Source organism: Chryseobacterium arthrosphaerae, from assembly GCF_001684965.1.
In the GTDB taxonomy this organism is placed as follows: domain Bacteria; phylum Bacteroidota; class Bacteroidia; order Flavobacteriales; family Weeksellaceae; genus Chryseobacterium; species Chryseobacterium arthrosphaerae.
On record NZ_MAYG01000001.1, the window covers coordinates 2,230,868 to 2,243,370 of the forward strand.

Here is a 12,503-nt window from a genome sequence, read left to right on the forward strand (position 1 = left end):
ATAAATCTACATATGAAAAGAAGATTGTTATTTGGCGAACGAATGTTACTGGGAGACGGAACAGAACCCTTCAATGCGGTGATCCCTTTCAGGCTCAGAGGTACCTTTGCATTGAAGGATATCCAGCAGGCTTTGGCTCAGATCCAGCAAAAACATCCGTGGTTAAGGGCACTTATTGCTCACGATGATCAAAATATCCCCTGGTTTGATGTTCCTGAAAACCCGATCTCCATTCCGGTAAGAATTATTGCCAGAAAAGGAGAAGATCAGTGGCAGGAAGAATCCAGAAGGGAGTGGAATACCTTATTCGATCCTAAAAAATTACCTCTTATCCGGTTTGTCTGGATCAAGGGGGAAGACGTTTCTGACATGCTTTTTGCGTTCCACCATTGTTTATGCGATGGTGGTTCTGCAATGGCTTTTCTCTACGAATTTTTAAAGGTATTGGATAATCCAAAGACTGATATTGGGATAGAAAGCCCTATTTTAGGTATTGAGGACGTAGTTCCGGCGAATATTTTAAACAGCAGAAAGCAAAAATTAAAGGCCAGATTCATCGGAAGATTAGCGGCTACAGCCATTAAGGTTATTCCTACCGGCAAAAAATCTATTGACCGTCAAAATGACTATTTAATCAGTTGGAAAATAGATGAAACGGTAAGCCAGCAGCTGATTTCCTATTGCAAAGCCAATGGGGCTACGGTGAACACCTTTTTAAGTGCTGCTTTGCTTCAGGCTTTCAAAAAAGTAAAAGGAGCCGGAGCTTTCAATAAAGTGTCCTGCCCTGTAGACATCAGACGTTTTGCTACCCAGGTTAAAAGCGATCATATTTTTGCTTTTGGATTGATGATCGTAGTTTCTGCCAATGAAAAGCTGAGCTTTATAGAGAATTTACATGCGATGCAGGCCTCTGTAGAACGTAAAACTTCTAAACTTGACCCTTATATTACCATGATGGTGATGGAATCCGGTCATGATGCGTTGAATAATTTTACCAAACTTTTAAAGAACGGAAAATCCTCTAATGACTGTATGTTTTCCAATCTGGGACGCATTCAGATTCCTCATGAGTATAAAGAATTTTCGGTAGATACTATTTTCAGTCCGTCTGTGATTGGTCCGCTGGGCAATACCACCACACTGGTAGTTTCTACGTACCGTGGGAAAATGGATTTTTCATTTGTAGGAAGTGAAGGCTATTTACCGTATACCGATGCCCTGGCCATCCGTGATGAAATCATGAAGATTATTAAGCTGCAACTGGAATATATCGCCGTATCATGATCAAAAGAAAACTAATGATGGTAGAAAGGATCATGTATGTAGATCCCGAAACCCCTGTAAACTGCATATTTGCAGCGAAAATAAAAGGAGAAATTCCGGAGCAGAATTTTAAAACGGCTCTGGAAAAAATCCAGCAGAAACATGCGTTGCTAAGAGTGGTTATCGACTCTAAAAGCGAGAAATACCCCTTTTTTATAGAAGAAAAAGACATCGCTCCTATCCCACTCCGCATTGTAGAAAGAAAAACAGATGAAGACTGGCTTACCGAGTCTCAGAAAGAATGGAAAATCTTGTTTGAGGAAGAGAAAACACCGCTTGCCCGTGTAGTATGGGTAAGAGGACAGGATGTTTCTGAAGTCTTTTGGGCCATCCCTCATTGCATTTCAGACGGAACCACCGGAGTGACTTTAATGAAGGAACTTCTTCAGCTTTTGGATGATCCTTCTTTAGAATTGGAACCTTATGAGCCTTTCTCTTCCGTGGATGAATTTCTCCCTTCCAACTTTAATGTAAAAAGTAAAAAATTCAAAGCCAGACTTTATCTGACCTTTGCCAGGTTCTTCTTTATGCTGCAACAGAAAAGCAAAAAGAGAAACCTTGGAAAAGACTATGTTCTTCACCAAAAGCTGGATAAGGCCACAACGTCCCAAATCACTGAAAAATGTAAAGTCAATGGCATTTCCGTACATACTTTGCTTTGTTCTGCCTTTATGCAGGCCTTCCGGGAAGTGAAAGGGAAAGAAGCCAAAGGGAAAGTCATCAGTCCGGTAGATGTGCGTCATTTTATTCCGGAGATCAAAGAAGATCATTTATTTGCCTTTGCTCCAACGGTAGATCTTGCTATTAAAAAAGGAAGTTCCGATCTGTTGAACAATGCCAGACAGATTAAAGAAGACCTTACTCAGAAAATAGGAAAAATGGAAGCCCGCGAACTGCTGTGGATGGGCGAACAGATGCACCCAATTGTAGACCGTATGATCTCCATGCTTAAATCAAGCAATGGTGGCCATGATGTAACCCTCTCCAATATGGGCAGGATCAATATCCCGAACGAGTACAAAAACTTCAGCATTGAAACTATTTTCAGTCCTACGGTAGCCTTCCCGTGGCTGAACTCAAACACTTTGGTGACGAGTACCTACAACCATCAGATGGATTTTATATTTTTGTCCAACGAAGACTTCCTTCCCAAAGCGGAAGCCGCGAAAATAAAAGAGAAAGCTATAGCGCTAATGACCACCTCATGAAATTGAAATTTAAGCCAAGGCCGCCCAAAAAGCTCAAAAAAACTACCCTTAAACGCTTTCTCATCAAGCGTACGATTTATTATGTCCTTCCGAATGTATTTTTCAATTTCATCATTGCCTATGCCAGCTTCAAAGAATTAGGCTACACCCATTTTTTCTCCGGTGAACAAAATCTGGCCCGCCTTACCCTACCCATGGCCCTGTTTCTCCCCGTTGTCCTCACCATAGACATCATCAAAAGAGTAACCGATGCCGCCGAACAAGGCGCTATTGAATTTACCGTAGATGAACAGTTGAATATTAAAAAGTTAATGACCAAGCTGAGTATTCTACATGGCGTGATTACCTGTTCTTTGGTTTTAGCGATGCTTTTTTTAGGGCAGTATAATTTTTCTAAGGATTATAAGTTGGATGCAACGGCGATGGCTGTTGTTGTGGGGATATTGGCAGGAGTGTTGTCTGTGGTGTTTGTGTATTTGCCGGTGTGGAGGTTGAGGAGGTGGATGTGTAGGAGAAGGCAGACTGTGGCTGTTGACTTAAATACATAGTTTATTTTAGTAAACCCCTCTATTTTTAATATAAATCTCTATCTTTGATAGTATCATATGATATTATCAAGGATATGAAACCTCCCTATACCATTACAGATACCATTTTATTTTTAATAGCTTCTATTTCTGAAAAGATAGGAGAAATCAATGCTTCACATCTGTATAAACCTGTCACTGAATTAAGGAAAAAGAACAGGATCAAAACCATTCAGTCTTCCCTGGAAATTGAAGGAAATACCATTACGGAAGAACAGATAACTGCTTTACTGGAAAATAAAAGAGTTATTGCTCCTCAAAAAGATATTCTTGAAGTTCAGAATGCGATACAGGTATATGAAGAAATCAATCAGCTGAATCCTTATCACTTAAAAGACCTGGAAAAAGCGCATTCTATTCTGATGAAAGGACTGGTTGCTCATCCTGGTAAGTTAAGAACCACTAATGTAGGAATCATTAAAGGTTCAAAAGTAGAACATATAGCACCGGGAGGCACCATGGTAAAAGGATTGATGAAAGACCTCTTTGCTTATCTGAAAAAAGACAAAGACCTGATTTTAATTAAAAGCTGTGTTTTCCACTATGAGTTTGAATTTATACATCCTTTTACAGATGGTAACGGAAGAATGGGCAGGCTCTGGCAGACCTTGATTCTGATGCAGCAATATCCTGTATTTGAATATCTGCCCGTAGAAGTTCTCATCAAACAAAGACAGGCCGAATACTATCATACCTTATCAGAATCTGATAAAAAAGGCAATTCTACTCCTTTTATAGAATTTATGTTGGGGATTATCCTCGAATCTTTACAGGAACTTCTTCATTCTCAAAACAAAACACTGTATACAGAAGACAGAATTTTCTTATTTAAAGAGAAAGTAAAGCAAAGTAAGTTCAGCAGGAAAGACTATATGCAGAACTTTAGGAGCATTTCTGCTCCTACAGCAAGCAGAGACCTGAAATGGGCTGTTGAACAGGGTATTTTACTAAAATCCGGAGAACAGAGACTGACAGAATATTGGTTTAAAAAATGATGTTATAATGCTTATGATTTTGGTTATCTGCTAGTGGAGACTGAGCAGGTGGGTGTGTAGGAGGATTATAACAGTATAAATCAATTCAAAAGTAAAGGCTAAAATGATTAATCATTTTGCTGTTTAATTATTTATTAGTAATTTCTTCCTTCTTGATACTCGTATACTCTAAATCATGCTCTTCATGAAATATAACAAATAAACCAAGTAAATCAAAAAGTACGATTATTGAAATTATAATTGTTTTCAGTAAACTTCCATTTTTATAGTTTTCGTAGGCTAATCTTAAGTAGCTATCCTCTAATACAAGAGCCAAAATAAATAACAGAATTGTGGTAAAACAAAGATACTTTCTATTCTCTCTATTGCTAGCTCCATTTTTACAATCTTTATAAAAATTATACATCGTCTGATTGTTAGTTTGAACTGCCTTATTAAGAATCTCCGAATAACTATAATATCCTTTTTTATAATCAAAGTCATTTTCTCTAATAAAAACTTTAGGAATGAATAAACTTATGAAAGCGAAGAATCTGTAAACTATTGAAGAAGTAAGAATGAATATTATATGAAAAATAAAAACTATAAGTATATCACTAATATTACTCATAGTAAAAATTTCTTCAACTGATTTATTTAAAAAGAGTACAGCTACAATATCAGCCGATAAAAACCAACTTGTTAACAACAATAACCAATAGAAAAGTTTATCATAATCACTAAAAAAATTAAATAGTCCGTTTATCATATTAATTGTGTTTTAAATTTTATTTTCAAAATGTAATAATTTTATTTATAAATGAATAAACAAATATAATATCTAACATATTTTTTTTATTACGGAAACACATAACAAAGCAAAAATAGAAGAGAAATAAATACCTATATTTGATCAATTTTTTGATGAATATTAAGATATGTAAAAATACAAGGATATTAGAAGCTTATAAATTTTATAAGAATTTGAATACAAATCTAATATCCAAATTCTATTAACCAATACAAACTCAAATGGACAAAAAACTCTTTTCAGAACGTGACATATGCACAAAATATATTACTCCTGCTCTAGAAAATGCGGGTTGGGATAAATTTAAACAATTCAGAGAAGAAGTAAATTTTACAGATGGAAGAATTATTGTGCAAGGTAAACTATCTACCAGAGGTAAAAAGAAAAGAGCAGATTATATTTTATATTATAAACCCAATATTCCAATAGGAATTATTGAAGTTAAAGAAAATAACCAAAATGTAGGATCTGGAATGCAACAAGCATTAAATTATGCTGATATTCTTAATCTTCCATTTGTATTCTCTACTAATGGAGATTCATTTTTATTTCATGATAAAACGAATAAACAAAATATTGAAACTGAAATTCAGTTGGAGAATTTTCCATCTCCTGAGGAACTTTGGAATAAATATTTAGAATATAAAGAAGTAAAAACTGAAGAGGGAAAACAAATTGTAGAACAGGATTATTTTTTTGATGGTTCCGGGAAGACACCTAGATATTATCAACAAAATGCAATCAATCTTACGTTAGAAGCTATTGCAAAAGGCCAAAACAGAATTTTACTTGTAATGGCAACTGGAACAGGAAAAACTTATACTGCTTTTCAAATTGTTCATAGATTATGGAAGTCAAAATCGAAGAAAAGAATTCTGTTTCTTGCCGATAGAAATGCATTAATAGACCAAACCAAAAGAGGGGATTTTAAGCATTTCCGAGATAAAATGACTATTGTTCAAAAGAGACAAGTTGATAAATCTTATGAAGTTTATTTAGCCATTTATCAAGGATTAACAGGTAATGAAGAAGATAAAAATATATTTAAGCAATTTAGTCCTGAATTCTTTGATTTAATTGTAATTGATGAGTGCCATAGAGGAAGTGCAAATGAGGATTCTGCTTGGAGAGAGGTATTAACATATTTTAAATCAGCTACTCAAATTGGGCTTACTGCTACTCCAAAAGAAACAGAAGAGGTAAGTAATGCTGAATATTTTGGAGATCCAGTTTATACTTACACTCTTAAACAAGGAATTGATGATGGTTTTTTAGCTCCTTATCAAGTTGTTAGAGTAACAGTAAGCGTTGATGCAGAAGGTTGGAGACCAGAAAAAGATAAAACTGATAAACAAGGAAATACCGTTGAAGATCGTATTTACAATAGAAAAGATTATGACAGAAATCTTGTCATTGATGAACGAACAGAAAAAGTAGCAAATAAAGTAACTGAATTTCTAAAGAGCACTAATAGATTTAATAAGACCATAGTATTTTGCAGAGATGTAGATCATGCTGAAAGAATGCGTTCCGCTTTAGCTACTTTAAATACTGATCTTGTTGCACAAAATCATAAATATGTAATGAGAATTACAGGAGATAATGATGAGGGCAAAAGAGAGCTAGATAATTTTATTGATCCGGAACAGACATATCCAGTTATAGCCACAACTTCTGAATTAATGACAACAGGTGTAGATGCTCAGACTTGTAAGTTAATAGTTTTAGATACAGAAATTGGATCTATGACTAAATTCAAGCAGATTGTTGGACGTGGTACACGTGTAAACGAAGAGTTTGGAAAGCTATACTTTACAATTTTAGATTTCCGTAATGCTACGGATTTATTTGCTGATCCCATGTTTGACGGAAACCCTGAACGTATAAAAATTATTGATGAAGATGAAAAACTAAATGGGGATTTCGAAGGTGAAAACGATTCTAATGAACAGGAATCAAATGAAGATGTAAATAAAAATACTAAAGCTTCAGATCCAAATAATGAAGATCCATACACTGAGAAAAAGATAAAACCTTCAAAAGTATATGTCAATGGTGTAGATGTTTCTATTCTTAATACAAGAGAATTGTATTTTGATAAAAATGGGAAGCCAGTAACCATCAGTTTGAAAGACTATTCAAAGCAGTTAATTCAGGAGCAATTTTCAACATTAGATAATTTCCTGAATGTATGGACAAACTCAGACCGAAAAGATGCCATTATTCAAGAAATTCATGAACAAGGAATTCCTGTAGCAGATCTTTTAGAAGCAGTAAATAAAGAATGTGATCTTTTTGATATTATCTGTCATGTAGCATTCGATCAAAAACCTCTTACTAGAAAAGAAAGAGCAAATAACGTTAAGAAAAGAAATTATTTTTCTAAATACGGAGATCAGGCAAGAAAAGTTCTGGAAGCATTAGTTGACAAATATGCTGATGAAGGAATCGAAAATATAGAATCAATGGAAGTTTTAAAATTAAAACCCATTGATGAATTAGGAACACCAAAAGAAATAATCAAAAATTTTGGTGGACGAAATGAGTACTTAGATGCTCTTAAAGAATTAGAACAAGAAATTTACTCAATCGCTTAGTAAGCTTTTGAGATTATATAAAAGATTAAATAGAAAATGAGTATATCAGGGATAGTAGATAGCGTCCGAAAAATCATGTGGCAGGATTCTGGTCTAAATGGTGATGCACAACGTTTAGAGCAGTTAGGTTGGATGCTTTTCTTTAAGGTATTTTGTGATAAAGAAGATGAGTTAGAACTACTATATGACAATTATGAATCTCCAATTCCGGCACAATATCACTGGAATAATTGGGCTGCGGATGATGAAGGAATAACGGGTGATGAATTGCTAAATTTTATTGATAGAGATTTATTTCCCGCTTTAAGAGATTTGGATTTAAGTACGGGAAATAGACGTGCACTTATTGTTCACGAAGTCTTTGCTGGAAATAACAACTACATGAAAAGTGGAATCAATATTCGTAAAGTTTTAAATAAACTCAATGAAATTGATTTTAATTCCACTAAAGATCGTCATGCTTTTGGTGATGTATATGAAAGTTTATTAAAAGATCTTCAATCTGCAGGTAAATCGGGAGAGTTTTATACTCCTCGTGCTATTACACAATTTATCACCCATGTTCTTGATCCGAAATTAGGAGAAAAAATCCTTGATCCGGCATGTGGAACGGGAGGGTATTTAACTGCTGCAATTGATAGTATTTCTAAAAAAGTTGAGTCTGTTGAAGACAGACAACTTTTACAAGACAGTATTATTGGTTGGGAGTATAAACCACTTCCCTATTTATTGGCTACAACTAACTTAATTTTACATGATATTGAAGTTCCCAATATCACTTACAGAGACTCATTAGATCAATCTTTAAGTGAATATAAAGAAAAACAACGTGTAGATATTATCATGGCCAATCCTCCTTTTGGTGGAATTGTTGCTAATAATAATGAAAACAATTTTCCTCAAAATTATCGTACAAAAGAATCTGCAGATCTATTTTTAATTTTAATGATTCATTTATTAAAAGTTGGTGGTCGCGCTGGTATTGTATTACCAGATGGTTCTCTTACAGGGGATGGAGTAAAGCAACGTGTACGTGAAAAGCTATTAAAGGATTGTCGTTTACACACTATTATTCGTCTACCCAATTCTGTATTTCAACCATATGCAACAGTAGCAACCAATTTATTATTCTTTGATAAAGTACATCATAATAATGAAACGGCTGACTTCGCAACACAAGAAATTTGGTATTATGAGCATCGCCTTCCAGAAGGACAAAAATCTTATAGTAAAACCAAACCTATAAAAGAATCCGAATTTGATCCTATCAGAACATGGTGGGATAATCGTATAGAAAGTGAAGTTTGTTGGAAAGTTGATATTAAAACATTACAGGAAAGAAATTTTGATTTAGATATTAAAAATCCTAATAAAGTAGCAGAAGTGTATGAATATTCTTCTTCAGAATTAATAATGAAATTTTCTGAATCTTTAATTAAGACCAATCAATTTTTAAAGGAACTTAAAAAAGCGATAGATTAATGGATATTAAATATTTTCCAATAAGTTTTATTACAGAAAAATCGGATATAGAAAATCAAATATCTAACTCTGTAGTATTCGCTGAGTTATTTAAAACCAATAAGACAGTTAAGTTAAAACACTATTTAGAATCTACACAATATGGTTTTACAGCCTCAGCATTAGCTGAAGGTAGTCATAAACTAGTAAGAATAACAGATATCAAAGCTAATGGTGTTAATTGGGAAACTGTCCCATTCTGCAACTGTGAAAATGATAAAAAATTTCTACTAAAATATAATGATATATTAATTACTAGAACCGGAGGAACAGTTGGGAAAAGTTTTATAGTTAAAGATTGTCCAGAAAAATCTGTTTATGCAAGTTATCTTATTAGATTAAGATTAAATGAAAAGGCTAATATTGAATTTATAAATATGTTTTTAAATTCATATTTATTTTGGAATCAAATATTTGATTTGAAAAGTGGAGCTGCCATTCCAAACGTAAATGCAGAAAAATTAAAAGAGGTAAAAATTCCACTATGTGATTTAGAACAACAAAATCAAATTGTTTCAAATCAATTGTTTTCTAAAGAAAAGCAAAAAGTTAACTCATTATATAATCTTAGTTTCTTGACCTCTTCTGAATTGAAAATTCAATTAAAAACTATCGAAAAAATGCGTCAAGCATTTCTTCGTGAAGCCATACAAGGAAAATTAGTAAGTAATGAAACTTCTGATGGAAAAACAGGAGCAGATTTATTAGCTGAAATACAAGCAGAAAAAAGCCAACTAATTAAGGAAAAGAAAATTAAAAAATCTAAGCCATTACCTCCAATTTCAGAAGATGAAATACCTTTTGATATTCCTGACAATTGGGTTTGGTGTAGATTAGGAGAGCTGGGAGAGTTCAGACGTGGACCGTTTGGAAGCGCTTTAAAAAAAAGTTTTTTTGTTAAAGAAGGCATTAAGGTTTATGAGCAACGTAATGCTATATATAACAATCATCTATTAGGAGATTATTTTATAAGTGAGGAAAAATTTAAAGAACTAAAAAGTTTTGAAGTTTTTCCAGGAGATTTAATTGTAAGCTGTTCAGGAGCAACACTAGGAAGAATTGCTGAACTTCCACCAAATTCTAGGAAAGGGATTATTAATCAAGCATTAATGAGAATTACTTTGCATAAAAAAAGTATTACAAATAAATATTTTATAGATTTATTTAAAGGTCCATACATGCAAACTCATATTTTTGATAAAGCATGGGGTTCTGCGATTCCTAATATGGTTGGATTAGTTATTTTTAAGAATATTCTAATTCCTCTTCCTCCACTTGAAATCCAAAAACGTATAACATTAAAGCTAAATGAATTAATGCAATATTGTGAGGACCTAGAAAATTCAATCAAAGAAAGTAAACAATATAATGAAATGCTTTTACAACAAGTTTTAAGGGAAGCATTAGAAGGAAAAGAAAAATCTAAACCTCAGCTGAAAATTAATAAAATTTGTGATAATAATGATACTGCAATTTTAGCTTCCTATATTATTCAAGAGCTCCATACACCAGATTTCGGAAGAACTAAGCTTCAGAAAATACTTCACCTTGCAGAATATCATTGCAGATTAGAAACTCCGCTTCAATATTATAAAAAAACGGCAGGTCCTTATTCTAAGAACCTAGAAAATGATATTGAAAATCTGTTGAGAAGAAATAAGCTATATGATAGCAAAAAGGAAGAGCTAAAGAATTCAGATAAGAGTAAAGTGAATTACCTCCCTTTATCTGGTGCGAAACAAATAAATTCTTTTTTTACAACAGAATTCAAAGATCAGAAAGAGGACATTGATAATTTATTAAAGAAATTTAATGATAAACCTATGGAGTTTTGTGAAATGATTTCTACCATGTACGCCGTTTGGAATAATCGATTAATAAAAGGAGAAATAATCGATAACGAAGAATTGAAAAAAGATTTTCTCGCTTGGGATGCTCAAAAAATAAAATTTCTTGATAAACTAGATTACAGCATTGAATGGATTAAAAAAGAAGGTTTAGAACCTACTGGATTTGGAAAATATATAGACAAACAATAAACAGAAAAGGTTCAGCACGTGCTGAACCTTTTCTATATCTTAAGTTATCCCTTCTCAATCAACCTCTCCAGCCTCACCATCATCTCATCCTTCTCCTTCAGCATCCTCTCATAAAGTTCCATCTTTTCTTCATGTAACTTTTTTATTTCTTCAATAGGATTTACGTTAAAAGTAGGAGTATGTCCTGTGTTCAAGAAAGAACCGTTATCAAACGTATTAGAAATAATATTCACCGCCTGCTCCTCATCAAAATTCTGAAACGCTTCCACCGGAATTTTCAATACTTCAGAAATTCTTTTCAGTAAAGGATCTTCAATAATTTCTTTCTGTTCCAGCAGAGAAACTTTCTTCTGGTTCCAGTCGTCCCCAAGGTCAAGAGCCAATGCTTCCTGCTTGATGCCCAGCATTTCCCTGAATCTTTTTACATTGCGGCCCTGATGTATTTTATGTTCCATGATAAATCAACATTTATGAGGTTTAAATATAGAAAAATATTTAGAAAAAAGCTGCCTAAAAAACAACATTATGAGCTCTGGAAGCGCCCCTCCTCTCCTATTTCACCATTTCATTCATTACACACTCTTTTTTTCTTCAAAACTCCGTAAAAAACAAACCCCATTATCCGGTTTTCATTTTCTGATGAACACGTCCTGAAAATCTTACAGCAGCCTATTTTTCTATGCCTTATGCTTCCTATATTTGATAACAGTAACAACCAAAAAACACAAAATCATGGCACTAGACAATTTAATCAGTGTAAGCTTTTCAGAAAGCGATTTACAAACCATCGACAAAGCAATTCAGGACATCCAGACCGTCCTTACAGGGAAAACCATCAACCTTACTCCGGATCAGAGACAGCAATACGGCAGAATTGCAGAACAGAACAAACTCTTCGTGAATAAAGCCAAAACCTATATGGAACAAAATACACAACATGTTCCCGGTTTCCTCGACAAGGCTGAATTCGACAGAGATTATACGGCCCGAGAGCAGATAGAGCAAAGGCTACAGTTATTAGATTCCCTGGTAGAGCAGCTTTCCGACACCAAGGTATTGCTGGATCACGATAATTATCACAATGCCATCAGTTTCTACCGGAGCATCAGATACCTTTCTGAAGAAAATGTACCCGGTACCAATGTGATCTATGAAGGGATGAAGCAGTTTTTTGTAGCGGGACAGACTTCGGGACAAACTCAAACACCTCCTCCTTCCTCAAACAACAGTCAGCAGGAGTAATATTAAAAATAATATCCTTTTCTAATTTCTGAGAGCACGTGAAAACGTGCTTTTTTTGTGGGTATTCTATTTTTAGGTTAAATGCATATAGAAGTGTAAAGTCCTTTGCGCTCCTTGCGTTGAACAAAATAATGCGTAACTGTGCTTTTTTGTAGTTATCCTATTTTAGGTTGGAAATCGCAAAGGCGCTAATTCTTACCT

Annotated in this window: 10 protein-coding genes; 8 read left to right on the top strand and 2 right to left on the bottom strand. The window is 34.0% G+C overall.

Annotated elements, in window-relative coordinates:
- Nucleotides 1–12: 12 nt before the first annotated feature.
- The 4 genes from BBI00_RS09950 (at nt 13) to BBI00_RS09965 (ending at nt 4,113) form a co-directional block, all read left to right on the top strand.
- Nucleotides 13–1,284 carry a condensation domain-containing protein gene (locus BBI00_RS09950; protein ID WP_065398619.1) on the top strand — a complete coding sequence of 424 codons (1,272 nt, stop codon included), beginning with the start codon at nt 13–15 and terminating at the stop codon, nt 1,282–1,284.
- On the top strand, nt 1,281–2,531 hold the full coding sequence (locus BBI00_RS09955; protein ID WP_065398620.1) for a condensation domain-containing protein: 1,251 nt from the start codon (nt 1,281–1,283) through the stop codon (nt 2,529–2,531). The genes BBI00_RS09950 and BBI00_RS09955 overlap by 4 nt, the downstream gene beginning before the upstream one ends.
- A complete protein-coding gene (locus tag BBI00_RS09960) occupies nt 2,528–3,079 on the top strand; it encodes a hypothetical protein (protein WP_065398621.1) in 552 nt (183 codons plus the stop codon). Before BBI00_RS09955 ends, BBI00_RS09960 begins: the two co-directional genes overlap by 4 nt.
- 74 nt (nt 3,080–3,153) lie before the next feature.
- A complete protein-coding gene (locus BBI00_RS09965; protein WP_185116323.1) occupies nt 3,154–4,113 on the top strand; it encodes a Fic family protein in 960 nt (319 codons plus the stop codon).
- Nucleotides 4,114–4,240: 127 nt separating this feature from the next.
- Here BBI00_RS09965 and BBI00_RS09970 read toward each other — a convergent pair whose 3' ends face one another.
- Nucleotides 4,241–4,861 carry a hypothetical protein gene (locus BBI00_RS09970; protein WP_065398623.1) on the bottom strand — a complete coding sequence of 207 codons (621 nt, stop codon included), beginning with the start codon at nt 4,859–4,861 and terminating at the stop codon, nt 4,241–4,243.
- 263 nt (nt 4,862–5,124) lie between these two features.
- Between BBI00_RS09970 and hsdR the strand changes: the two genes are divergently transcribed.
- From hsdR to BBI00_RS09985, 3 genes are read left to right on the top strand one after another with little or no spacing between them, the layout of a single operon-like run.
- Entirely contained in the window at nt 5,125–7,500 is a 2,376-nt protein-coding gene (gene hsdR / locus BBI00_RS09975) for an EcoAI/FtnUII family type I restriction enzme subunit R (RefSeq protein ID WP_065398624.1), read from the top strand.
- 36 nt (nt 7,501–7,536) lie between these two features.
- The gene (locus BBI00_RS09980; protein WP_065398625.1) at nt 7,537–8,982 is read left to right on the top strand and encodes a class I SAM-dependent DNA methyltransferase; all 1,446 of its coding nucleotides are present in this window, start codon (nt 7,537–7,539) and stop codon (nt 8,980–8,982) included.
- Nucleotides 8,982–11,060, top strand: coding sequence for a restriction endonuclease subunit S (locus tag BBI00_RS09985; RefSeq protein WP_065398626.1), 2,079 nt, complete (start codon nt 8,982–8,984; stop codon nt 11,058–11,060). The genes BBI00_RS09980 and BBI00_RS09985 overlap by 1 nt, the downstream gene beginning before the upstream one ends.
- Before the next feature lie 44 nt (nt 11,061–11,104).
- On the opposite strand, the gene BBI00_RS09990 is transcribed toward BBI00_RS09985, so the two are convergent.
- Nucleotides 11,105–11,515: a helix-turn-helix domain-containing protein gene (locus tag BBI00_RS09990; RefSeq protein WP_065398627.1), complete on the bottom strand. Its 411-nt coding sequence runs from the start codon at nt 11,513–11,515 to the stop codon at nt 11,105–11,107.
- A gap of 277 nt (nt 11,516–11,792) precedes the next feature.
- Here BBI00_RS09990 and BBI00_RS09995 point away from each other — a divergent pair, with 277 nt between their 5' ends.
- Entirely contained in the window at nt 11,793–12,302 is a 510-nt protein-coding gene (locus tag BBI00_RS09995) for a hypothetical protein (protein ID WP_065398628.1), read from the top strand.
- Nucleotides 12,303–12,503: the final 201 nt, after the last annotated feature.

Bases quoted from the DNA above. Each gene is read 5' to 3' on its own strand.
- BBI00_RS09980 (WP_065398625.1), top strand. From the start codon at position 7,537: ATGAGTATATCAGGGATAGTAGATAGCGTCCGAAAAATCATGTGGCAG.
- hsdR (WP_065398624.1), top strand. From the start codon at position 5,125: ATGGACAAAAAACTCTTTTCAGAACGTGACATATGCACAAAATATATT.
- BBI00_RS09985 (WP_065398626.1), top strand. From the start codon at position 8,982: ATGGATATTAAATATTTTCCAATAAGTTTTATTACAGAAAAATCGGAT.
- BBI00_RS09950 (WP_065398619.1), top strand. From the start codon at position 13: ATGAAAAGAAGATTGTTATTTGGCGAACGAATGTTACTGGGAGACGGA.
- BBI00_RS09995 (WP_065398628.1), top strand. From the start codon at position 11,793: ATGGCACTAGACAATTTAATCAGTGTAAGCTTTTCAGAAAGCGATTTA.
- BBI00_RS09990 (WP_065398627.1), bottom strand. From the start codon at position 11,515: ATGGAACATAAAATACATCAGGGCCGCAATGTAAAAAGATTCAGGGAA.
- BBI00_RS09970 (WP_065398623.1), bottom strand. From the start codon at position 4,861: ATGATAAACGGACTATTTAATTTTTTTAGTGATTATGATAAACTTTTC.
- BBI00_RS09955 (WP_065398620.1), top strand. From the start codon at position 1,281: ATGATCAAAAGAAAACTAATGATGGTAGAAAGGATCATGTATGTAGAT.
- BBI00_RS09965 (WP_185116323.1), top strand. From the start codon at position 3,154: ATGAAACCTCCCTATACCATTACAGATACCATTTTATTTTTAATAGCT.
- BBI00_RS09960 (WP_065398621.1), top strand. From the start codon at position 2,528: ATGAAATTGAAATTTAAGCCAAGGCCGCCCAAAAAGCTCAAAAAAACT.